This is a genomic window from Terrimonas pollutisoli (genome assembly GCF_029360765.1).
In the GTDB taxonomy this organism is placed as follows: domain Bacteria; phylum Bacteroidota; class Bacteroidia; order Chitinophagales; family Chitinophagaceae; genus Terrimonas_B; species Terrimonas_B pollutisoli.
On sequence record NZ_JARKNA010000004.1, the window covers coordinates 229,576 to 252,754 of the forward strand.

Annotated in this window: 18 protein-coding genes; 11 read left to right on the top strand and 7 right to left on the bottom strand. The window is 40.7% G+C overall.

Annotated features, from left to right (window positions below; all coding sequences use genetic code 11):
* Positions 1–20 precede the first annotated feature (20 nt).
* Both P2W73_RS09620 and P2W73_RS09625 read left to right on the top strand, forming a co-directional pair.
* Complete coding sequence (locus tag P2W73_RS09620; RefSeq protein ID WP_276501812.1) at positions 21–1,307, top strand: MFS transporter; 1,287 nt, start codon at positions 21–23, stop codon at positions 1,305–1,307.
* Between the two features lie 816 nt (positions 1,308–2,123).
* On the top strand, positions 2,124–2,717 hold the full coding sequence (locus P2W73_RS09625) for a YciE/YciF ferroxidase family protein (RefSeq protein ID WP_276501813.1): 594 nt from the start codon (positions 2,124–2,126) through the stop codon (positions 2,715–2,717).
* A gap of 174 nt (positions 2,718–2,891) precedes the next feature.
* Here P2W73_RS09625 and P2W73_RS09630 read toward each other — a convergent pair whose 3' ends face one another.
* The gene (locus tag P2W73_RS09630; protein ID WP_276501814.1) at positions 2,892–3,263 is read right to left on the bottom strand and encodes a hypothetical protein; all 372 of its coding nucleotides are present in this window, start codon (positions 3,261–3,263) and stop codon (positions 2,892–2,894) included.
* Between the two features lie 154 nt (positions 3,264–3,417).
* Between P2W73_RS09630 and P2W73_RS09635 the strand changes: the two genes are divergently transcribed.
* The 3 genes from P2W73_RS09635 to P2W73_RS09645 all read left to right on the top strand — a co-directional run bounded on the left by P2W73_RS09635 (position 3,418) and on the right by P2W73_RS09645 (position 4,823).
* On the top strand, positions 3,418–3,744 hold the full coding sequence (locus P2W73_RS09635) for a hypothetical protein (protein ID WP_276501815.1): 327 nt from the start codon (positions 3,418–3,420) through the stop codon (positions 3,742–3,744).
* A gap of 156 nt (positions 3,745–3,900) precedes the next feature.
* Positions 3,901–4,356 (top strand): DUF1572 family protein, encoded by a 456-nt coding sequence (locus P2W73_RS09640; protein WP_276501816.1) that lies wholly within the window; start codon positions 3,901–3,903, stop codon positions 4,354–4,356.
* A complete protein-coding gene (locus P2W73_RS09645; RefSeq protein ID WP_276501817.1) occupies positions 4,353–4,823 on the top strand; it encodes a hypothetical protein in 471 nt (156 codons plus the stop codon). Before P2W73_RS09640 ends, P2W73_RS09645 begins: the two co-directional genes overlap by 4 nt.
* Positions 4,824–4,857: 34 nt before the next feature.
* Here the strand turns inward: P2W73_RS09645 and P2W73_RS09650 are convergent, their stop codons facing one another.
* The 3 genes from P2W73_RS09650 to P2W73_RS09660 form a co-directional block, all read right to left on the bottom strand.
* Positions 4,858–5,376 (bottom strand): REP-associated tyrosine transposase, encoded by a 519-nt coding sequence (locus tag P2W73_RS09650; RefSeq protein ID WP_276501818.1) that lies wholly within the window; start codon positions 5,374–5,376, stop codon positions 4,858–4,860.
* Between the two features lie 837 nt (positions 5,377–6,213).
* On the bottom strand, positions 6,214–7,398 hold the full coding sequence (locus P2W73_RS09655; protein ID WP_276501819.1) for a DNA-binding transcriptional regulator: 1,185 nt from the start codon (positions 7,396–7,398) through the stop codon (positions 6,214–6,216).
* A gap of 238 nt (positions 7,399–7,636) precedes the next feature.
* On the bottom strand, positions 7,637–8,470 hold the full coding sequence (locus P2W73_RS09660; RefSeq protein WP_276501820.1) for an ROK family protein: 834 nt from the start codon (positions 8,468–8,470) through the stop codon (positions 7,637–7,639).
* 339 nt (positions 8,471–8,809) lie between these two features.
* Here P2W73_RS09660 and P2W73_RS09665 point away from each other — a divergent pair, with 339 nt between their 5' ends.
* From P2W73_RS09665 to P2W73_RS09675, 3 genes are all read left to right on the top strand, one after another.
* On the top strand, positions 8,810–11,863 hold the full coding sequence (locus P2W73_RS09665; protein ID WP_276501821.1) for a SusC/RagA family TonB-linked outer membrane protein: 3,054 nt from the start codon (positions 8,810–8,812) through the stop codon (positions 11,861–11,863).
* Between the two features lie 21 nt (positions 11,864–11,884).
* The gene (locus P2W73_RS09670) at positions 11,885–13,333 is read left to right on the top strand and encodes a RagB/SusD family nutrient uptake outer membrane protein (RefSeq protein WP_276501822.1); all 1,449 of its coding nucleotides are present in this window, start codon (positions 11,885–11,887) and stop codon (positions 13,331–13,333) included.
* 122 nt (positions 13,334–13,455) lie between these two features.
* A complete protein-coding gene (locus tag P2W73_RS09675; protein ID WP_276501823.1) occupies positions 13,456–13,845 on the top strand; it encodes a hypothetical protein in 390 nt (129 codons plus the stop codon).
* A gap of 244 nt (positions 13,846–14,089) precedes the next feature.
* Here P2W73_RS09675 and P2W73_RS09680 read toward each other — a convergent pair whose 3' ends face one another.
* Positions 14,090–17,572: a VCBS repeat-containing protein gene (locus P2W73_RS09680; RefSeq protein ID WP_276501824.1), complete on the bottom strand. Its 3,483-nt coding sequence runs from the start codon at positions 17,570–17,572 to the stop codon at positions 14,090–14,092.
* A 187-nt stretch (positions 17,573–17,759) separates the two neighbouring features.
* Between P2W73_RS09680 and P2W73_RS09685 the strand changes: the two genes are divergently transcribed.
* Complete coding sequence (locus P2W73_RS09685) at positions 17,760–19,403, top strand: MGH1-like glycoside hydrolase domain-containing protein (protein ID WP_276501825.1); 1,644 nt, start codon at positions 17,760–17,762, stop codon at positions 19,401–19,403.
* A 435-nt stretch (positions 19,404–19,838) separates the two neighbouring features.
* Positions 19,839–20,273 carry a hypothetical protein gene (locus tag P2W73_RS09690; protein WP_276501826.1) on the top strand — a complete coding sequence of 145 codons (435 nt, stop codon included), beginning with the start codon at positions 19,839–19,841 and terminating at the stop codon, positions 20,271–20,273.
* A 298-nt stretch (positions 20,274–20,571) separates the two neighbouring features.
* Here P2W73_RS09690 and P2W73_RS09695 read toward each other — a convergent pair whose 3' ends face one another.
* Positions 20,572–20,757, bottom strand: coding sequence for a hypothetical protein (locus P2W73_RS09695; RefSeq protein WP_276501827.1), 186 nt, complete (start codon positions 20,755–20,757; stop codon positions 20,572–20,574).
* A 648-nt stretch (positions 20,758–21,405) separates the two neighbouring features.
* On the opposite strand from P2W73_RS09695, the gene P2W73_RS09700 reads away from it, so the two are divergent.
* A complete protein-coding gene (locus P2W73_RS09700) occupies positions 21,406–22,017 on the top strand; it encodes a CDP-alcohol phosphatidyltransferase family protein (protein WP_276501828.1) in 612 nt (203 codons plus the stop codon).
* A 70-nt stretch (positions 22,018–22,087) separates the two neighbouring features.
* On the opposite strand, the gene P2W73_RS09705 is transcribed toward P2W73_RS09700, so the two are convergent.
* Positions 22,088–23,164, bottom strand: a complete 1,077-nt coding sequence (locus P2W73_RS09705) for a class I SAM-dependent methyltransferase (RefSeq protein WP_276501829.1) — start codon at positions 23,162–23,164, stop codon at positions 22,088–22,090.
* Positions 23,165–23,179: the final 15 nt, after the last annotated feature.

Consider the following 23,179-nt stretch of genomic DNA (forward strand, 5'->3'; position numbering starts at 1 on the left):
TTTGATAAACAAAATAAGGAATGGAAGACAGAAAAGTCGTTTTAGGGTTAAAAGAAAATTGGAGGCAGTTTACATTACTGGTTATCATCAATGCCTTTGTTGGAGGTATGATAGGATTGGAACGAAGTATTCTACCACAAATAGCGGAAGTTGAATTTCATATAGCTGCAAAAACAGCTATTCTTTCATTCATTATAGCATTTGGTATTGTTAAAGCTATTACTAATTATTTTACAGGAGCATTAGCTAACAAGGTTGGCCGAAAGAACCTGCTTGTGATCGGCTGGTTGATCGCAATTCCGGTTCCGTTTATACTGATGTTTGCCGATAACTGGAATTGGATCGTAGCCGCCAATGTCTTACTGGGCATCAACCAGGGCTTAACATGGAGTAGTACCGTGGTAATGAAAATAGACCTTGTAGGTGAAAAACAAAGGGGCTTTGCCATGGGATTAAATGAGTTTGCCGGATATCTTGCTGTAGCAGTCGTTGCGTTTTTCACCGGCTGGATGGCTTCTGAATACGGATTGCGACCATATCCCTTTTATATCGGTATTGTTTTATCATTAATGGGCTTATTGGGGAGTTGGTTACTGATAAAAGATACAAAACACCATATAGCGGTAGAAGCAACAACGAGTAAAATACCAAAACTTAAAAACATCTTTTGGGAAACCACCTGGAAAAATGAAAATCTTGGCTCAGTCACACAAGCTGGTCTTATTAATAATCTGAATGATGGTATGGCATGGGGGCTATTTCCCATTTTACTGGCAACAAAAGGATTTACCATTGCGCAAATCGGGATTGTAACTGCTATTTATCCTGCTGTATGGGGCATAGGACAATTATTTACAGGTAAGATGGCAGATAAATTCTGTAAAAAAGATTTACTTTTTTGGGGGATGCTATTGCAGGGAATAGCTTTAGTCGCTTTTTTATTTGCCGGTACAATGACACACTTTGTTATACTGTCTTCGCTTCTTGGCTGCGGCACTGCTATGGTATATCCTACCTTTCTTGCCACCGTAGCTGAGAATACTCATCCTGACGACAGGGCAAACAGTTTAGGTATATTCCGGCTTTGGCGTGATTTGGGCTATGCCATTGGCGCAATACTCACTGGCGTTATTGCCGACACATTTGGGATTAATGCTTCAATCCTGGTAATAGGGCTGCTTACACTATTTTCAGCAGTTGTCATTTTTTACCGAATGAAATGCAGTGACAAAAATTTCGTAAACATTAAGGATTGGATTCGGAATAAATTTTCCCAAACACATGGAGTTAAGTATAAAAGTATCTGAGCTTTGCCAACTACTGAGAATAATCCGGATAAGCGGAATCACTGCCAAGGTTATTGGTTATTTCTTATCAGCTGAAAAGCATTCGCCACAGGGACCGGCTATAATGAGTTGCCAAACGTATAAAATGTATAAAACCAAACAGAGCAGGGCTTGTTTGGGTTGATTAAAATTTTTGTTCAAATAAAATCTGCCTCCGTTCATGGTCAAACCTAAGATTTAAAATATTCTTCTGTAACCTCCATTTCACCATCTACAACCTTAATTGTTTTCCAGGATATCTTATCTTCCAATTTTATCCCGTAAGCGATTTTGCCATAGCTGATTTACATTTTCTTCGATGCTGTTCATTTCAATAGATTTTCATATAAAACATCGAACACTAACATAATGAACTGGCTACTTATCCTGTCATGGATTTTAGTGTTTAAAAATTACAAAAAAATGGTGATGAACAGATCTATGATTATCCACAAAAAAGGAAAAGTTTTACCCGCTGCATTGGCTTGGCCAGCCGTCCGCAGGCATTGCGACACTCAGTTTCCGATCGTGTAAAATTTCTGCTAATGGTAAAATGAAAGAACCGATGTCAATTTTTGTTGCTATTTCAATACCTGTGAATGTTACATAGTTTACTGCAAGATGACTTTTGAATACTTTCGATTGTGGCCTAAACTACCGATGGCTTTACTCACTTATCGTGCAACAAACTCCCCATAATCACCCGATCAATTGTATAGTAAACAAGGATTACTCATGGCATATCGTTTGTGCCATCCAAATGATTGAACAAATTTTTAAACAAAAAATTATATAGCGATGCCAAACACAAAAACCAGGAAGTCAGCCACCGTGCGAACCAGGAGATCAACTGGTTCTTCATCACGGAATGAATCCAATTCTCAACTTGAAAAGTTTTTTACGGATTCGCTGAAAGATATTTACTGGGCTGAGAAACATTTGACAAGGGCTCTTCCCAAAATGCAAAAGGCAGCCACATCGCAGGAGCTTAAGGATGCTATTGATGAACACACTGCGCAGACAGAAGAGCATGTGGCCCGGTTGGAGCAGGTGTTTGAAATGATGGGTATGAAGGCGCAGGCAAAAAAATGCGACGCTATGGAGGGATTGCTTAAGGAAGGAGAGACCGTGGTGGAGGAGACTGAAGAAGGGAGTATGACCAGGGATGCGGGAATCATTATGTCTGCTCAGAAGGTCGAGCATTATGAAATAGCCGCTTATGGTGGATTGGCTCAACTGGCTACTACCATGGGTAAAACAGAAATAGCAGAAATTTTAACTTCTACCCTGGAAGAAGAAAAACAAACTGACGCAGGTCTTACAGAAATTGCAGAAGGCAGCATCAACTGGGAAGCTGAACAGGAAGATAATACTGAAGACGATGATGCCTGATTAGAAAGTGGTTTTAGTTAGCGACAAGCCGGGTTGTTCATAGCCCGGCTTTTTGTTGGAGGTTAAAGGAAGTTCTATTTATCCAGGAGATGCCAAAAAAGCTGATACCAGCAAAAACAGGGGAGCCTTTAAGATTGATCTTTAAGGAAGAAGGAGGGATGCCGGCAGCAGGGTTCAAATTTTGTTCAACCGGCTCAGCAAAAATAGCCAGGTAAGCAGAAACGCAAGTTCTATGAAACCATCCAGTTGATAGATCCATCTAATGGTTCCATTGGCCGTATAATAAAAGTCGATTATGGCTAAACCAGCCGAAGTTGATGTGCCCAACAGCAACACTATCCAGAAATCCTTTTTTAAAAGCGGGCCAAGCAGGATACCGGTACCGATCGGAACCAGCAATGCGGCCACCGTTTTCACCAGCCAAATATCGGTTTTCGGACCCGTTACCGCCATGAAACTTTTGATATCGATGAGTGCCCACAATGCTGTCAGAACGGTATAGCCACCCTGCATGAAACATAATGCCGTATAAACCCGCTTTTCCATGAAATTTTTTTTTAATCTTTTGCTGTAAAAAACGTTTGATAAATATGGAATTTATCAATAAATATCTATTTTAACGTTGTGTCCATGGCTGGCTGATGACACATTTTGGCAAAAGGATTAGTGTAGTTTGACTTAAATGTTGAATTTAACTATTATGACTTCCGATTTAGCGATAGCCCCGACTTTGATCAATGTTGAGACAGCCATATTAGCTAAATGCCTGCTGCAGGATGCATGGATTACCTGTTTAAACCGGTTGGCCCAGCGTTTTCAGACCGGCTGTATGCCGCTGGAAGAAAAAATAATGCTTGAGAACATGTATACTTCTTTTTTTTACAACGCTTTCTACGCCCCGGTTAAATCATATCCTGATATTCGAAGTCTGCTTGTAAGCACCAAAAAGATGTTGGATATGCTTAAAGCCATTGATGAAGATGCCTGGTTAAATATTATTACTACAGGTAAGGCGGACCGGCAATAGACGGAGGTATTTGCCTTCCATTTTTTAAAAATTTTGTTTCTGCAAGCCCCTCCTTATGGTACAACAATTTTTACCTGGATCAATTGACAGATCAGTTGAAAAAGCAAATAATAAAGATTCACTGAATAAATTTTATCAGACACTTATTTTACTTGTATGCTGACTGAAACACTGGCCTCAATTTTCCAAAGAGACCTGTCAAAACTTTATGCAGAAATCGAACAATATAACGACGAGAAAAAACTTTGGGCCACAGAAAAAGCAATTGCCAATTCGGGTGGTAATCTCTGTCTTCATTTAGTAGGTAATCTTAAGACCTATATTGGCGCCGAACTCGGAAATTTTGCTTACACAAGAAACCGTGACCTGGAATTTTCGCAAAAGGGAGTACCCAAAGCTGAACTATTGGCGATGATCACTGAAACAAGAAATATTGTTGATCTAACCTTACGCCAGCTGTCTGCTGACAAATTGCAGGAGGAATATCCATTATTGGTGTTTGCTGAAAAAACATCAACCGAATATTTACTTGTTCATCTTGCCGCGCATTTGAGCTATCATCTCGGTCAGATTAATTACCACCGGCGATTACTGGATACAACGACCTCATGAGTTTACGACTGTCAAAATATTATTTCCAACGCAAGGAATTAATCGATGCGTCTTTGTCCGGGAATAAAGAGCGGATCAGCTACGATGCCAATGGCAATATTTTAAAATACCTGCGCCATGGCGCCGATGACCCTCCCCCACCCGGGGGAGCCGGAGGGGGCCCATTGGATATGGACAGCCTCGGTTATAAATATAACCGGGATGTAAATGGCAACCTGGTCAATAACAGGCTGAACCATGTACGAGATGCTGTCAGCATCAGCAACTATACGGTTGATATCGACAACCAGTCAGCCAACAACTACACCTATGACAGGATAGGGAATCTAAAAACCGATGTAGCCGAAAAGATCGGCAATGTCAACTGGACGGTTTCGCTCATGTTGGTCTTCCGAAAAAGAATACGCCGAACGCCGAGGTTGGTGTTTTTCACCAACCGCATTGCTGTAAGACTATTTGAGAAATAAATGCCTTTATCCATAGTTTCATTCCGCAATCTGGTCAGTCCCTGTGATGAGAAAGAAACCCCCAATTATCTACGCCTGTCTCATAAAATAAAGCCGAAGAATATTTATATTCCTCCGGAAACCCACAAATTCCGGCTCTTACAGGATTCCAATGAATATAGTCAAGCTTCTGCCGATAAACCGTATCTGTTCTTAATTCAATGCTTAAAGGATTTCGTTCCCATATCTGGTACTCTCTGTCAGCCGCATCCACCCTGAAACGTTCCAATACGGCCGGGTGATGCTGTCGCAAATCATGTTTGATTTTCTGCGCTGTGTACTTCAGGAAATCCCGTTGTACATGCTGCGGATGTATCAAAGGCTCCATCTGCCAGATAAGATGGATATGATTGGGCATAATAACAAAAGCATATAGCTTTATCCGCTTATCTTCTACCAAAAATTGAAAACTGCTTATTATAATATCTTTATACTTATCAGGTTCAAGCAGTTTCTTCCACTCCAGATTTGTGGCTGTAAAAAATTGTGGATATTCTGTGATAAAAGCCGGCATTCTGCATATGAAAATATAGAATTTGTTGTATTGATAGTTAGAAAACTTTAGATTGTGCGGTTGGTGAAAAACACCAACCTCGGCGTGTTTTTTTTGGCCAACACCTGCGTGGGCAAAAAATTCGACAAAAAATTTGATTTAAGTGGTAATCAAATGTATTTAAGCGATGATAAACTATTTTTTTCTGATGCCTCATTTTATGTCAACTCGTATTCAATTAGAGATAATAAGTTCAACCAACTGCTAAACGTGGAAAAATCATTAATCTGGGTTTTCATAAAGGAAGGGAAAACTATATTTATTCTTTAACAAGTCGAGGGCTAACGCACAAAAACACAAACAGACATCGGTTGCCAAATATTCATAACGGATACTCGGAAAAGAAAGGGGTGATTCTAAATCATTTGGTTATTCTGATAAATGAAAGTTTAGTGAAAAGGAAGGAAGACTCAAATCAAACTCGTCCTGCTGTAGACACTGCAGGCGAAAAAGCAGCGCCTCCAGTTGCTTTGAATAGCACGATGCGGAGTCTTCGTCCTTCCCCGCCAAAAGCAAAGGCGACATACAAGCCATCAGCGTTTCATGTGCGTTGGCTTGGCAAAAACCCGCGGAGCGTCGGTGTTTTGCCTTGATCTTTTTGTTACTCCATCTAAGGGAAAAAGAAAAGAAGAAAAATTATTTATAAACTCCATACTCCTAAAAATGTATATCACAGGTCTCCTGATCACGGTGCCGGCATATCACAACAAAATTTCCTCCGCCTTAGTGTTGTTAAAAAAAGAAATCCAGGGCTGTGCTGTGTACACCCGCATCATTAATTATAAATCATAGATACCCCTACTTATTCGGCAAATGTTTCTTCCGGTATTCACCCGGGCTGCAGCCGTGAATTTGCTTGAATTGACGTGATAAATTATTGGTGAGCGTTATACCTGCATCGAGAGCAATTTCAGAAATTCTCTTATCTGTTTTCAGCAAACGCTGCGAGAACCGTTGCATCTTTAATTTCAATATATACTGGTATATACTGGTTCCCGTTACTTCATAAAACCTCTTTTCAAGCGATCGCCGCGAGGTAGGAATTTGCGTCAAAACATTACTCACGTTGATGTTCTTCTCTATGTTTTTATGAATGTAATTCAAAGCGATGGCAATATGCGCATTGGTGGTAGCCGTGATGTCGGTAGATTGACGGGTGACAATATAAGTAGGCATCACCATCACATTCCTTGGTTTTTTTATTTTTCCACGAAGCATCATATCCATTAGCCTGGCTGCTTCATATCCGCCCTTCTCTGTGTCAAGGCTGATACTTGATATGGGAGGATCTGACAGGTTGCAGGTCATTTCATCATTGTCTACTCCCAGTACCGCTACATCTTCCGGTATTTTGATATTGGCATGTTTGCAGGCTTCAGTAATATGCTGCGCCCGGGCATCATCGCAAGCCATGATTGCAATCGGCTTGGGAAGCGATTTTAACCATTTACTCAACGCTGAAGGCCTGTAAAGCCAAAAATCCGTCACGTGTATTTCCTCATGTTCAAAATTGTATACTTCAAAACCACGTGCATTCAAATATTCTTCAAAACCTTCCAAACGTTCCCTCGACCAGACAATATCCCGAAAGCCATAAAAGGCAAAATGTTTGAATCCTTTTTTTACAAAATATTCCGCACCCATTTGACCTGTTTCATAATACCCGCCGGTAATATTAGGATATTCGTCAAACCGCTCTTTAAAATCTTCCAATATTAACCGGATACCTGAGTCTGCAATTTTTTTTACATCGCGGGTATTATCCAATTGCGCTATGATTCCCTGTGCGCCCCATTCCTTTGCAAACTTCAATATTCCTTTAATGCCAATTTTTTCCCGGTAATAAATGGGCATCCTGCAAAATAAAGCAGGTTCATTTTCTTTATAATAATTCACGATGCCTGATAGAAGGCTCTGACCATATTGTTCAGAGATATCGAACAACAAAATAATCTTGTGCATTACAGTAGCAGGTGCTTTCATTCAAACTTAGTACAATTTGAAGAATTTAGTTTTATTACACTTATTCATGGGGCGTCCCCAATTTTCGCTTTTTTAAAACCCACCTACGACGCTTCGGCCGGAGCCAGACATTTATCGCCAGGCCCAATTGAATTTCCTTTATGCGAAATCACTTCTACCCCGACGGAGGGGATGCAGCGTTCATTAATTGTAGCAGCGAAAAACCCAATACTGCCAAAATTTAGGACTATACCCTCACTCATTGCCTGGAATAGGCCATAGCAGCGGCGCCTAAAATGGCAATGTTTTTTACTGAAGAAGGAAGTATGCGTACTTGTTTAAGCAGGCCAGGATAAATAAAATCACTCATGCTTTGATACATGGAAGTCTCAAAAAAAGAAAAGGCATTAGACAAACTGCCGCCAATAAATATAGCTTCGGGTGCATAGGTATATAATATCACCTTCATTACCTGTCCCAAATGATGACCATAAGATGACCACATTTGTAAGGCTGACTCATCTTTGTTTACAGCAGCCTGGTAAGCGGCGTGGGCAGTAGTGGAAAAGGTTTCAAAAAAAGCGCCGCTGGCATAAAACTCCAGGTTTTTATCCAGGTATGGGATATAGCCTATTTCACCCGATCCGCATTGTACACCTTCATACAATTTATGATCGATGACAATGGCCGCACCAAGACCTGTACCGATAGCAATCGTCACAAAAGAAGAAAAAGAAGAAGCCTGTCCAAATAACTGCTCGCCGAGAGCCAGGCAATTCACATCATTGTTTACATAGGTCGGGATGCTAAACTTATCTTCCAGTATTTTTTTCAGATCAACTTTTTTCCAGGAAGGAATATTGACGACATCATAGACAATTCCTTTTTTCGTGTCCACTATCGACGGAACGCCGATACCGATTCCCTCTATATTATAGTTGGTGAAAGAAGAAATACTGGAGAACAATTGTTGAAGAGTGCTCTCTAATGAATTTTTTTCGGAAAGTTCCGACTGATGAATTTGAAGGATCGTGCCATTGTCAACCAAACCAGCCCTGACATTCGTGCCTCCCAAATCAATTCCAATGATCATGATTTGCTATGAATTGAATAAAATAAAGGGAAATTTTTATAGGTTCTTTCAACAAATATATCCTTGCCTTTACAAAACAATTGGTTCAATTGCGCAGTAATCTCTTCAAAATGCGCAGCGTATTATTTTTTTGCTATCAAATGATGGCCTTGCGCAAATAGATGGTTAATATACGCATTTGCGCATTGTTCCCCAATCAGTGGAATTTATCTTTAGGAAAGAAAAACGATAACTGTCTTATTGAATGAATGCTTCAAATGTTCCGATTACGGGAAGCACTATAAAATGTATTGCCATACTATGCATTTCACCAAATTAACTGACAAATACCCAAAAAATATGATAATAACGCATATGCGAAGACCTGTATTGGTTTTTGCTTTGACTATGTTAAGTTGTGCGATAGCCATCGCACAATCCACTGTTAAAGGTAAACTAACTGACCAGGGCTCCGGCCAGCCAATTCCCAATGTCAACATAACTGTAAAGGGAACCACCAGGGGGGCAGTCTCTAATGATGCTGGTGTGTATTCAATCACGTTAGCTGCCGGTGATTCCGTATTAGTATTTTCAAGTTCCGGTTATTCAACGGCAGAAGTGGCTATTAATGGAAGATCGGTTATTGATTTACCACTCGAAACAAGCGTAACCGGCCTTGGTGAAGTAGTAGTTGTAGGTTATGGTACGCAAACCAGGCGGGATGTTACGGGTGCTGTCGCTTCCATTAAAGGAAAAGAATTTGAAAATCTACCCGTATCCGGCGCTGTACAGGCATTACAGGGCCGCACTGCCGGTGTAAATGTGGTGAGAAACGGAGGAAGCCCTGGTAATACAGGATCTATACGTATCCGTGGTACCGGCACTATCAACAATGCAGAGCCACTTATTATTATTGATGGTGTGCCTGCTGGCAATCTGAATTCAGTTAATCCTAATGACATCGCTTCTATCGAAGTATTGAAAGATGCTTCCGCATCTGCGATCTATGGTACACGTGCTGCTAACGGAGTTTTAATTGTAACAACCAAACGCGGCAACTTTGAACAACCTACCAGCGTAGGTGTGAACGCTTATACCGGTTTTTCGAAAGTAGGAAACACGATTGATATGCTGGATGCAGCATCTTTGGTAGAACTAAAAAGAGAACGTTATACCAATGATGGTTTAACGGTCAATTCTGTATGGGATGATCCTTCTAACAAAGTTCAACGCACCAACTGGCAGGATGAATTGTTTCAAACCGGAAAAGTAAATAATATAGATGTTAACCTTACCGGTGGTTCTGCGAAATCATCATTTATGTTATCAGCCGGCTACTATGATGAGAAAGGTATTATTACCAACTCTTATTTTAAAAGATATAGTTTCCGTCTTAACTCCGATCACAAGGTTGGCAAAAAACTAAAGATCGGGCAAAGTCTTCAATTGACCCGCTCCAATGATAATAGCCTTAACACAACATCTGCACAAGACGGTTTGATCTGGAGTGCTATTCGTTTCATGCCGTTTATACCGGTAATAAATGATGATGGCACCTGGGGCACATCAAAGGCTTCCAATGAATATGGTGATATCAATAACCCGGTTTTTACCGCCAATAGTGTGGATGCATCCAATATCAATACCCGCCTGCTTGGAAATTTGAATGCGGAATACCAGATAGTAAAAGGCCTGAAGTTGAAAGTGAATTTGGGTCTCGATGGAAATCATTATACCGGCCGCAACTTCAATATTATTGTTACTGATCAAACACGTACTACCAATAATAACTCGCTTAATAAGAGTTTTAGTGAGTCCTATTCTTTGCTGGGTGAATACTTTCTTTCTTATAATACAGTATTTGCCAATAAACATAAACTGGATGTAGTAGGCGGGTACACTGCGCAAACTTTTGATGGCGATGTATTTTCCGCGAGCAAGCGGGACTTTCTCAATGAAGATCCTAATCAACGTTATTTGGATGCAGGACAATCACTCGGCGGTATCTCCGGCAATCGTTACTATGATGCATTACAATCTGTTTTCGGACGAGTAAACTATGATTATAAAAATCGTTATTTATTTACAGGAACATTTCGTGCGGACGGCTCTTCCAAATTTGCCGAAGGAAATAAATGGGGATACTTTCCCGCCTTCTCTGCCGGCTGGAGAATATCACAGGAAGAATTTTTCAATGTAAGTTTTATCAATGAGTTAAAATTAACCGCTGGCTGGGGCCAATTAGGTAACCAGAATGTTGGCGGATTGCAATACCTGGCAACAATTGGTAATGGTGGAAGATACTCCTTTAATAACAATACGGTTTCTTCAGCAACACAAACCCGCTTACCCAATCTCAATATATCCTGGGAAACGGCAGAGATGACCAATATTGGTCTTACCGCCGGGTTGTTTAACAACCGCTTCCAGGTGTCGCTGAACTATTTCGATAAGACCACCCGCGATATGTTGCTTTCACCGCCTACTATCGGAACCGTTGGTACTTTATCTATTCCGGATCAAAACTTAGGTGTGCTTAAAAATAGCGGGGTAGAGGTTGACCTTTCTTATCGCAATAAGCTGGGAGAACTTAGTTATAGCATAAGTGGTAATGCATCTTTCATCAGGAATAAAGTGACAAAATTATATGATGGGAATTTCATTGGCTCGCAAACGTATGGTCGACCCAATGAAGAAATTTCCAGGACCTACGAAGGAGAACCCATTGGTATTTTCTGGGGATGGAAAACAGACGGCTTGTACCAGACAGCAGATGAAATCAATAAAGATGCAAATATTGCCAACGATCCAAGAAGGACGGGTGGATTGATTGAACCCGGTGATGTCAGGTTTATTGATACAAACGGCGATGGGTTGATTGATGACAGGGACAGGGTTAAACTAGGCAGTCCTCATCCTTCTGTAGTGTATGGCTTGAATGCGGACATAGGATATAAAGGATTTGATTTGGGATTGTTTTTCCTGGGCAATGCAGGCTTGGAAATTTATAATGCGGACAGAATGCAGGGGATAGATCCTACCTATTCATTCAATATGTATGCAGAGACAATTAATCGTTGGACAGGTCCCAATACCAGTAACACAATTCCAAGAATGACAACACGCCGGAATAACAGGAACTACCGCACTTCCGACATGTTTATTGAAAAAGGCGACTTCTTCCGTTTAAAAAATCTCGTACTCGGTTATACGTTGAATGAAAAGATCACTGACAAATTGGGCATTGGCCGTACAAGATTTTATATCACGGGACAAAATGTATTTATCATCACAAAATATAATGGATTGGATCCTGAACTGGGTTACACCGATGGTAATAAACAAATCAATGTAGACTTTGCACAATACCCGCAATCACGTTCATGGGCTTTTGGTGTCAACGTTACTTTTTAACTGATTAACGAACTAACTAACATGAAACATATAATAATAAAAAGCGGAATGGTCTTATTGACAGCTCTTTCAATAAGCAGCTGTAAAAAAAATCTCCTGGACTCAACACCTTATGGTCAGTCCACATCAGCAGATTTCTGGCGCAATGCAGATGATGCTATTTCAGCTTCCAATGCACTTTATTCATTTTTGGGTGATGAATATATGTTTGCCCATACCGAGTTTACCTGGGATATATGTTCAGATGACATGTGGAGAGCCGGTGACCATCCCGAGGACCAGGCCATTGAAGAATTTACCTATGAACCCAGCAATCCGCAGCTCAATGAAAGTTGGTCCCGGAAATACGAAGTGATCTCCCGGGCCAATGCGGTGCTTATTAATGTTCCGGATATCGATATGGACCAAACGTTGAAAGATAGGATACTCGGGGAAGCTCATTTTATCAGGGGATTTATTTATTGGCACTTTTACCGGATCTACGGCCAGGTTCCTATCATCAAAGAAGAAAATGTGCTTAGCAATACTTACAACGTGCCGAAAGGAACAGCGGATGAAATGAAAGCAATTATTGAATCTGATTTGACAAAGGCGGCAGATCTTTTACCAGTGCAACATGATGCGGCTAATTTGGGCAGAGCAACAAAAGGTTCGGCATGGGGATATCTTACCAAGTTTTATGTGTACCAGCAAAACTGGGCCAAGGCGATTGAAACCGGTAACAAAGTCATCACCGGACCGTATGCACTTGCTCCGAGCTTTGGCGACAACTTCAAACCAGATACGAAGAACAATCCCGAAATGTTATTTGCTATCCAGTGTACGGACGGCTGGACAGAAAACGTTCAGCAAATTTATGCGGCTCCGAGGCCATGGGGCGGATGGGGATTTACAGAACCCATCAAAGACCTGGCAGATGAGTTCGAGACCGGTGATGAAAGATTGACTTACTCTATTGGAAAAGTAGGAGATATTATAGATCCGGGTGCGTCAAATGGCGGACCGCAACCCGTTCCCGTTGGTCTTACTAACACAGGATATTTTTTCAGGAAAAACGTAAGCTGGAGACCTGATGGTGGTTTAGATAATAATATGAATATACCCATGCTCAGATCGGCGGATGTATACTTACTCGTTGCCGAGGCTAAGATCAGGTCGGGAGCAAACGGTGATAATGAAATAAATAAATTACGAAGCCGAAACGGTTTAAGCAATGTCACCAATGCTACGATGACGCAATTGATTCACGAGAGAAGAGTTGAATTGGCCGGAGAGAATGAAAGACACCAGGATTTGATGCGTTGGGACAGAGCCAGTTTAATAGATCTCAAAACGCATTATGCAAAAAATCGCGGGCAGTTTAAACCCGGAAGAAATTTTCAACGGCCGAAAAATTATCTCTTTCCTATACCTCAACGGCAAATTGATTTGAGTAATGGCGTGCTGATACAAAATCCCGATTTTCAATAACAATTATTAATTACGGGTCCCTGTTCATGTGTTAACTTAGACACAAGGACAGGGATTTTTTTTAAGAAGCAATTATCATTTATTTAATGAGTTCAGGAATAACTGTAAAATTTTTTATAGGGATGTTATGTATCCTATGCACATCCTGCAATCCATCGCCTGATGTACAAATCATCGGCAACTGGCGTATGGATTCTATTTATGATAATTATAACGGGTTTAGTTTTACCAATACAAATCCATATCCGAAGGAAGTGTATGAATACCGAAAAAACAATACGGTGTTGCGAAAGGGTATGGGGGAGCAGTTGGAATACCGGTATAACTTAACGGATTCAATGTTGACCTTGACTGATACATCGGGTAATCAACGTTCCGAGTTTATTATCCTTCATCTCGACAAAAACAGGATGGCACTTAAAAAAAACAGAAAGTTTTTATTTCCCGGAAAGAACCAGGTAAGATATGAGGTTCGTTACTTTACCAGGATCGATTCTGTTGAATTAAAATGACATTAATTTGCGGAGAACAAAGGACACAACGCAGGACACAAAGAACCTGCCTGCCGGCAGGCAGGCACAACGTTTGAACACAAGTACTGGTTTCTTTGTGCCCTTTGTGTTTTCTTAGTGTCCTTCGTGCTACTAAACACTTTTCAGACAACCTCCGGGTGCAAACATTTATAATATCAACCCACCATCAGTTCCTAACGGGCAATGAAAGGCATTTATCATTGAAAAACATCCCAAACTCACGTTAAAACGATAATTTTCTTTTCACGCCTTTGTAATTGTATAGCTCCACCGATTTCACATTGCCTGGTAGTCGCAGATATCTTGCAGTGCCGGATAAATAGCCGGAACCGTAATAAAATTCCTGTTTGATTGTTTTTCCATTGTCAAGCTGGATAATCGCTACCGCATCATCAGCGCTTGCTTTCAGTATTCGAAGACCTTTGTTAGGAGAACGACATTCTACTGCAACCAGGGAATCATTATTCAATGCCGCCAGGATGATAGATGTATTATTTGTCCGCAAAATTTCCGCAAGGCCTTTGCCATCGCCTTCAACACGAAAGCCATTCTCTTTGACTTTAAATTCTCCCTGGCCATTCCCTTGCAGGAAAAGCCCTTTGAATGCGTCATACTGTCCGTTGATTACTTCAGTTCCATAGAAGTTTCCGGTAAGCAATATATCCTCAAACCCATCTGCATCGTAATCATTGACAAGGATGCCAAATACCGGCGCAAATTGCGCTTCGACACAAAGTGGTGAAATAGCCCAGGGTTGGTTGCCATTATTCAGCAATATCACAGATTGAAAAGTATTTGCGGTCACCATCTTCGCTTGTTGTAAAGTCTGCGGTGAAAATAAATCAGTGATGCCCGCTTTGGCATAATCATCATACAGGGGGAATTTCTTTCTCAGGCCGGGTAACTGCATCATCATGTCATCCCGCGGATGGATAGGGTAACTGTTCCCTTTTTCTTTATAAGTGATAACCGGATTGCGATTCCCTACGTTTCCAAAATCATTGGTGTAAATGGTCAGGGGATTTGTTGCCGAAGTGGTATAGCGGCTATTGCTACCTAAATTGCCGAGGATAAAATCCATTCTTCCATCACGATTGAAATCGCCGGCATGGATGCTATTCCACCAACCCACTGTATTCTCCAGTCCAAATTGTCGTGTCACATTCCTGAACTGTTGCTGTTCATTTGTGAATACGGTAACAGGCATCCATTCACCCGCTACAATTAAATCCGGCCGGTGATCATTATTTACATCTGACCAAATCGCAGCATTTACCATCCCGATATTTTTTAAGCCGGGAGCCTTTTCATCGGTTACATCAATAAACCTTCCAGCCCTGTTTTCCAATAAAAAACTATTTCCTCCTTCGGGATAATGTTGTGGATTTATTTTGCCAGCTACAAATAGATCAAGATCACCATCCCGGTCAAAATCGCTTGCTGTAACACAGGATCCACTTGAGTTTTCAGCAGGTAAAGCATCCGTGTTAAGTTTAAAGCGACCGTGCCCATCATTGCTGTACAAACGATCCTGGTAATACTTAGAGCCAGCCGCGAATTCATTACCACCACTCACCACATACAGATCAAGGTCTTTATCGTTATCCGCATCAAATAACAATGCGCCCATGTCTTCTTCGGATTTTTTTCTATTCTCCAATGGGATTGAAATAAAATTGCCACTTTTTTGTTGAAAGAAGAGTTCTCCGGATTGATGATAAGCGCCGCCCACAAAAAAATCATCCATGCCATCTCCGTTCATATCGCCAACCGCAATACCTGGTCCACTTTGCGAAAATTTGTGCGGCAGCAAAGGTTGTATGTTGAAATCGGTATAAGGCGTTTCTTTATGCCGGAAATGAATGTTGTATTGCTTGTTCACCCGTTGAAAAATTATTTCATCCTGCTTACCTGATTCTTTGTTGGAAAAATTGCCGGTAGAATAAACGATTTGAATTTGCTGATCAGCCTTGATATTATATAACCGGGTTATTTTTCCGTCCGGCCATGTAATGATAACGGAGTCTGCTTTTGATTCCTTGTTAATTCCAAAATGAATAGGACCAGCAACAGATGACTGGTATCCATGCACCGGGTTATACTCCTGGTACAATGCCAGTTCATTGGCATACAAATTAATTTTTGTTCCAAATGCATCGATATTTCCGGGAGGGCCTTTCAATGCAATGCTTATAGAATGATGTTGTTTTAAACTATCGGCATTGTTTCGGTATATGTCAGCCGGAGTGCCGGTATTTACAAGGATCAGATCCTGGTCGCCGTCATTGTCGAGGTCTGCATAAGCAGCGCCGCTTGAATAAGCACTTTTAGAGATGCCCCATTCAGCAGATACGTCTTTATAAATAAGATTTTTTTGATTTTGAAAAACAAAACTGTGGAGCAATGCACCATCAAGTTTTTGTAGCGCTGCAAATAAATCTGTATTTCCACTTTGCGCTCTATAGGTAATAAAGTCACGATTGGTAATATCCCGCGGATAACCGTTCGTAACCACCAGGTCTTTCCAGCCATCATTGTCAAGATCGGCAAGCAAAGCACTCCAACTCCAGTCAGTAGCGGCTATTCCCGATAGTTGGCCAATCTCACTGAAGCCAGGAATGCCGTTTTCATTAATGCCACGATTCAGTTGCAGTGTATTTCGCATGAATTGCGGGTCATACCCGTATTGCAATTCTGAGCGATAGCGGTCATGGTTCGTTGAACCCAGCATCATTTTTTTTCGATAGTTATCAGGAGGCAGCATATCAACCTCGATAAGATCAGGTTTTCCGTCATTGTTTATATCACCAATATCGTTCCCCATGGCGGAATAACTGGTGTGTTTAAAAACAACGCCAGCCACATCGCTGAATGTTCCATTTTTATTATTGATGTATAACAGGTCGTTGGAAATGTAATCGTTTGAAACAAAAATATCGGGCCATCCGTCCTCGTTGATGTCGGCGACAGAAACGCCTAACCCATAGCCTTCCTTGGTTATACCGGCTTCTCTTGAAACATTTGTAAAAGTGTTATTACCATTATTGTGATACAAGCGGTCGGTATTGGCCATTTCCCCATTGTTGCGTTTGGGCCGGATGATATTGGGGCCCGTTTCATCTGTAATATTCGTGAGCAGGTACATATCAAGGTCCTGGTCCCTGTCATAATCGAAAAAAACAGCCTGCACACTGTGCCCGGTATCCGCTAATCCATATTCAACAGCTTTATCAGTGAAAGTGCTATTACCGTTATTAATGTACAGTGAATTGGCTCTTTTCTCCGGACCGTGCGGACCTGCAAAACATAGATAAATATCCGGCAGGCTATCCTGGTTAATGTCTACAATGGAAACACCTGATGCCCATTTACCGGTGGTGTTGATTCCTGATGAATCAGTGATATCATCGAAGACAAAATTGCCCCGGTTAAGGTATAATTTGCTTTGGCCCATGTTGGAGCTAAAAAAAATATCCTGCAAACCATCTTTGTTGAAATCGCCAATACCTACACCGGCGCCGTTATAAAAATATTCGAATGATAAAATGTTCAGATTTTCATCTTCCCTGATTTCATTGGTGAATTCAACACCGGTCTTTTCAGATGGCAGCAGTTCAAGCAATACAAGATGGTTACTATTTTTCTTGCATGCCGGGATAAAGAACAACGCAATTACAAAAAGAAAAAGCGGAATGAGTTTGTACATTTAATACCTGTAATTAAGAGATTAAAAGTAGCGTCTTTTCAAAAATATTTAGCGGGTCAATTTATTTTCTATTACGTATTTTGAGGTAGTAATTGCGCAATTGCGCAGCAACGATATTGCCGCCGGGGATATCTTAGCACGGATAGCTTTTTAACCAATCACCTTTATCTTTTATAATTTATTTGCCATGGATTCACGAAGAAAATTTTTACGGGACAGTGTGATGATCGCTGCCTCCACAGCTGTTCCTGTTTCTGCGCTGAAAGCAAATGAGAAAAAAAAGGACAATGTTGGGATGAACGCTGATGCCGGCGGCTGTGAATTCAAAAATACATATGTAAAGAATGTATTTGTAACCGAGAATGAATTTCGCAACGCCAAACCAACTATTATAGATGCTCCGGCGTTTCAACAAGCAAAGGAATTGTTGCCTGCACCGGTGTGGAAGGGGAATGATCTTGCTATTGAGATGTATTGGAAGGCCTGGGAAATCGCATTTAGAAATATCAAAAACCCTGCTCCTGAATCAGGTTTTATCTGTTCCTATATTGATACAGCTTACAACGGAAATATATTCATGTGGGATTCTGCTTTTATCACCATGTTTGCCCGTTACGGATCGAAAGCATATCCTTTTCAGCAAACATTGAACAATTTCTATTGCAAGCAACATCCCGATGGTTTTATTTGTCGGGAAATCTGGGGTCAAACCGGGGGTGATTGTTTTCACCGTTTCGATCCTACGAGCACAGGCCCCAACCTTATTCCCTGGAGTGAACTGGAGTATTATCACCAGTTCGGGGATTTGAACAGGATTCATAAAATTTTTCCTGTACTCTGCGGATATTATCAATGGCTGAAACTATACCGCACCTGGCAGGATGGGTCCTACTGGTCGAGCGGATGGGGAACCGGGATGGATAATCAGCCACGGGTGCCGAAACAGTACAACCCGATTTATTCGAATGGACACATGACCTGGCTTGATACCTGTTTACAACAATTGTTTATCGGTAAGATCCTGGTAGATTTTGGTTTTTATACAGAAAGATGGCAGGAGATTGAAGACATCGAAGAAGAAACAAAATTTCTTAGAAAATATATCCGGGAAAAATTGTGGGATCCAAAGACATCCTTTTTTTATGATCGTTATGCAGATGGCTCCAAAGGAACTTTGAAAAGTATAGGGGCGTATTGGGCGCTATGGACAGATATACTTATGCCAGAAGAACTCCAACGTTTTGTCGCACATTTAAAAGATCCAAAAACTTTTGCAAGAAAACATCCCATTCCATCCATGCCTGCCGATCATGAGAAATACCAGGCAGACGGACGTTATTGGCAGGGAGGTGTGTGGGCTCCTGCAAATTATATGGTCATAACAGGATTGAAGAAGAAAAACTTCGGCGCAATGGCCTTCGATCTGGCTATCAAACATCATCAGCAAGTAGGGGAAGTGTATAAGAAGGAGAAGACTTTTTTTGAATATTATGCTCCCGAATCTGCTGCTCCTGGTTTTTTGGCCCGCCCGGATTTCATCGGCTGGACCGGGCTTGTTCCTATTTCCATTTTAATTGAATCTATTTTTGGAGTAACAGCCAATATTCAACAACAGTTGATAAAATGGGATATCAATTTGACAGAAGAACATGGCATCGATAAATACCCGGTGGGTAAGGATGGTCTTATTTCATTTCGTTGTGCAAATCGTAGCAATGCAAAACAAAAGCCACAACTGCTGATTGAATCCAATATTGCGATAAAGCTGGCCGTATCCTGGGCAGGAGGGACTGACAACATAGACATCAAGCCCGGTACCAATAAATATTAATAGTATCGGATCAATGTCGTTTACTTAAGGAAACCAGAATTGAACATTGATCCCGATGGCTATCGGGAGAATATTTGAACATTTATTCCTGCTGAAGAAATGTTCAATGCTCAACGCTCAATTTTCAATAAAAAGACCTTAAGTAAAACGATATTGAATATCGAATAACAATTGCTGTCGAATCATTTTTCAGTAAGATTAGGACAGGGGTACTTGCAAAAAAGTTCGCGGTTGTAAAGGTTTCTTACAGTGAAAATACTTAGTGTTTAGTCAATTATATTCTACAAATCGGGCGGTCAGTTAATGACGGCCGAATCATAGAACACTCTATTTTTTCCGGCTCAGTTTGTTACTTACTTTGTATCGTCATAGCAAGGATAACCTGCCCTGTGAAAAATTCAGACCATGTCCTAAAATCCCTATCCGTTGTAAACCATGTTAACTGACACTATCCCGGAAATCCCGCCGGTTGTCAATCAGCCGGCGGACCTCCACGAGTTTACCTCAGGCTTGCTCAACACCATTACCACTAAAGCAGTGTTGAACAAAATTAGTTTTATCAATGATGTCCCAGCCCGTTTGCCGCTGGCTACAGACCAGGGTATGTTAACAATGATGTTGGAGGCGTTGTTGTCAGTAGTTGTTTTTCATGCCAGGGACAATTGTATCCGGTTAACGGCAAAAGCATATGGTCATGTTGTGATGATGTATGTGACCGATCATTTGTCCGATACGCCAGCTGTTGAAACAGAGGTCTGCAAGTTGCTACCGGTTGCTGAAAAAATGATGTGTTCGGTAAGTGTGACGAGTATGAGAAAGGATTTAACGACGGTGGCGTTTGGGTTTGTGAATTTACCGTTGATGGATTGACATATTGCAAATGAAATCAATTAATACCCTATGCAATTCTTTTTATTACAAATAATCTACGGCTCCATTCTGCATTGTTCGATTTTTTTGTCCAATATCCGTTTGAGAATACTCATATCAAAGAACAGGTGATCCCTGGTTGGTAGTTTTTACAAAGGCCGGTTTTTACCGGCTTTTGTTTTTTATACAATTTAGTCGACAGGTTAAGTGGGATATAAACCGACGCCTACCCGGATTTTTATAAAATTTTTGAGGTCCGGTTGAATTTTAAATAGAAAGAAGCAAGTAAGGTCTGAAGCTAGTTTTGTCGTTCTTTCGTGTGCATCAAAAAAGAATCGAGCTTTGTTTTCAGCAAGCTGATATAACGGCGTATTCTCTTTACCTCTTCAAATACAATTCCTTTCTTAATAGCTTCTTTCGCTTTTACCTCTTGCTCGGTTATTTCCTGGCGTAACTGATTCAAAATTTCTTCATTAGTATCCATATCAATAGATTTTCATATAAAACATCGGAACAATCAAAGAAAGAACTCTGTGATCCCGTCCCTGTAGTAAGGTTTATTAAAAGTCACAAAAAAAATTACACAAAAAGCGGAAGATTGATGAATGGTTTAACCGGGCAAATCCTGATTTGGTGCCGGTTATTCAAATCGTCTTCTTAATTAAGTATAAACAATTAATAGAAAAACAAATACCGAAGGCATTCACGTATATGCCCGGCAATTACCGGATGTAATCGGGTTATAAGATGGGGACATGATCCGGAAATATCTGATCCTGTTTTATTTGCACTGCTGGTTTTTTTTCTGAAAAGCGAATGGGCATCTTTTTTGTCGCTTTGGTTAATAAACAGTAGCATGTATCATCAAAAACTTGACACCGCCCGTCATCCCTGACACATGAAGCATTTAACCAGTTCAGGTTTGTTCCGATGCTGGAAGGAACCACAGGATAGCAAATCATAGCTTTCAATAATCGGTTAATGTATGGATTATGGACGTGGACAATAAAGTAAAAAGCTTTTCGCTTAAAAGCTCTGCTGATTCGGATCAGTCATTGTATCCGCTGTAGGAAGAACCGGATTGTTATAAAATGCCCGAAACATATCCGTTCGGGTATTAATGAAGAAGGACATGCAAAGAACCAGTTATTATATCATCAACGGGATTACGGTTTATCGAATTGTGGCGTCGATATTGCTTCTTTATTTCATTATCTCGGATAAACCCAATTTTTTTAAATGGTTTCTGGCAGTCAGTTTTTTTACCGACGCAATTGATGGTTTCCTGGCCCGTCGTTATCATGTTGTCAGTGCAATGGGAGCAAAGATTGATTCGATCGGGGATGATCTTACTGTTTTAATGGGTGTCATCGGACTTTTTGTATTTAAATGGGATTTTATCAGTAGTCAATATGTTTGGCTGATTGCCATTTTTATGTTATTTCTTATCCAGGTTATTTCAGCATTCATCCGCTATGGCGCTTTAACAAGTTTTCATACCTACCTGGCCAAATTTGCTGCTGTCGTACAGGGTACATTTTTAATTCTCGCATTTTTTTTAAAAGAGCCATTGCATACGCTTTATTATCTTGCCATTGCAGTTACAGCCCTGGACTTGCTGGAAGAAATTGCCATTACCTGGTTTCTTCCTGAAAACAAAGAAAATGTGAAGGGTTTATATTGGTTGGTAAAACAGAGGAGGGCTCTGGTGTTTCTTCCCTTTATCGCGGTTTCAATTGTTTGAAAAAAATCAGCATTGATAAATGTGGTCTGTAATAGTTTAAAATTAATATGGCTGTGACAATCCGTGCCATTCAGAGAGGATTACTCAGGGACAGCCCCGAAAGATAAGCAGCGTTCATATTTTTTTGTTGAATAAACACTTTGATTTTGGTTCCAATATTCCATAACAGAGCTTTTATTGCATCAACAGCGTCACGACTATTTAATTTTAACGATCGTAGGTTGCCGATACCCAAACCCGATAAAAAATGAGCCTGTGATGTAAAGCCGAGTGGCAGCAAGTTAAATTTGGCACCCCATAATTTCAGCGCAGAGAAATTAATGTGGGCAGTAATATCCTGCTTACCTATATTTTGATATGGGCAATAGTTTCGCTTGTGTTCATGATAGCAAATCATATTACCGGATTTTCTGTATGGTTGATATAATTCATCAGATGTATAGCCATAGTCAATTGTCAATACGAATCCCTTGCGCATTTTTGCCGAGATTGTTTTCATCCAATGAATAGCTTGCAGGTTAATTTCGGTTCGCAGGCCAAATGGCAACTGTACATTGAGTTTCTTGAAGTAATCGGCCAGGATCTTGCTTGCCGGGTGTAATACTTCTGTGAAGCAGCTATCCTTATAGCTAACCATGATTTCCATAAGTTGATTTTCCATCAGCACCTGGTGTACGGAAAAATTATCGACTAACTCGTTAGATAAAAAACAGCCCTCAAACTGGTCTATTTCCTCAAGCGATTCGTGCCAACTCATTTTTTCATGAAATTCAGCCAATACTGTCCTCGCATGCATAAGATTCTTTTCTACAAATACATATCGAAGATTTTTATACAATGATTTATTTTCTTTTAATGCGTGAAGGATATCACTGCAGAGTTTGCCCGATCCGCCACCCATTTCTACAATGGTAAAAGGTTGTTTGCCCAGGGCAATCCACATCTCTGCTATTTGTCGTGCAATCATTTGGCCAAACACTTCACTTATACAAGGACTTGTGTAATAGTCGCCAGGTGTGCCAATCCTGGGAGTGGGAGAGGTATAGTAACCCATCCCCGGATAATAGAGACACATTTCCATAAATTTTCTGAAGCCAATCGGGCCTTTTTTCCCGATTTCGTGGACAATTGTTTCCTCCAGGGACATGATCGTAATTTATTC

Excerpts from the sequence above, each read along its gene's own strand:
- P2W73_RS09620 (WP_276501812.1), top strand. The coding sequence starts at position 21 with ATGGAAGACAGAAAAGTCGTTTTAGGGTTAAAAGAAAATTGGAGGCAG.
- P2W73_RS09625 (WP_276501813.1), top strand. The coding sequence starts at position 2,124 with ATGCCAAACACAAAAACCAGGAAGTCAGCCACCGTGCGAACCAGGAGA.
- P2W73_RS09630 (WP_276501814.1), bottom strand. The coding sequence starts at position 3,263 with ATGGAAAAGCGGGTTTATACGGCATTATGTTTCATGCAGGGTGGCTAT.
- P2W73_RS09635 (WP_276501815.1), top strand. The coding sequence starts at position 3,418 with ATGACTTCCGATTTAGCGATAGCCCCGACTTTGATCAATGTTGAGACA.
- P2W73_RS09640 (WP_276501816.1), top strand. The coding sequence starts at position 3,901 with ATGCTGACTGAAACACTGGCCTCAATTTTCCAAAGAGACCTGTCAAAA.
- P2W73_RS09645 (WP_276501817.1), top strand. The coding sequence starts at position 4,353 with ATGAGTTTACGACTGTCAAAATATTATTTCCAACGCAAGGAATTAATC.
- P2W73_RS09650 (WP_276501818.1), bottom strand. The coding sequence starts at position 5,376 with ATGCCGGCTTTTATCACAGAATATCCACAATTTTTTACAGCCACAAAT.
- P2W73_RS09655 (WP_276501819.1), bottom strand. The coding sequence starts at position 7,398 with ATGAAAGCACCTGCTACTGTAATGCACAAGATTATTTTGTTGTTCGAT.
- P2W73_RS09660 (WP_276501820.1), bottom strand. The coding sequence starts at position 8,470 with ATGATCATTGGAATTGATTTGGGAGGCACGAATGTCAGGGCTGGTTTG.
- P2W73_RS09665 (WP_276501821.1), top strand. The coding sequence starts at position 8,810 with ATGATAATAACGCATATGCGAAGACCTGTATTGGTTTTTGCTTTGACT.
- P2W73_RS09670 (WP_276501822.1), top strand. The coding sequence starts at position 11,885 with ATGAAACATATAATAATAAAAAGCGGAATGGTCTTATTGACAGCTCTT.
- P2W73_RS09675 (WP_276501823.1), top strand. The coding sequence starts at position 13,456 with ATGTTATGTATCCTATGCACATCCTGCAATCCATCGCCTGATGTACAA.
- P2W73_RS09680 (WP_276501824.1), bottom strand. The coding sequence starts at position 17,572 with ATGTACAAACTCATTCCGCTTTTTCTTTTTGTAATTGCGTTGTTCTTT.
- P2W73_RS09685 (WP_276501825.1), top strand. The coding sequence starts at position 17,760 with ATGGATTCACGAAGAAAATTTTTACGGGACAGTGTGATGATCGCTGCC.
- P2W73_RS09690 (WP_276501826.1), top strand. The coding sequence starts at position 19,839 with ATGTTAACTGACACTATCCCGGAAATCCCGCCGGTTGTCAATCAGCCG.
- P2W73_RS09695 (WP_276501827.1), bottom strand. The coding sequence starts at position 20,757 with ATGGATACTAATGAAGAAATTTTGAATCAGTTACGCCAGGAAATAACC.
- P2W73_RS09700 (WP_276501828.1), top strand. The coding sequence starts at position 21,406 with ATGCAAAGAACCAGTTATTATATCATCAACGGGATTACGGTTTATCGA.
- P2W73_RS09705 (WP_276501829.1), bottom strand. The coding sequence starts at position 23,164 with ATGTCCCTGGAGGAAACAATTGTCCACGAAATCGGGAAAAAAGGCCCG.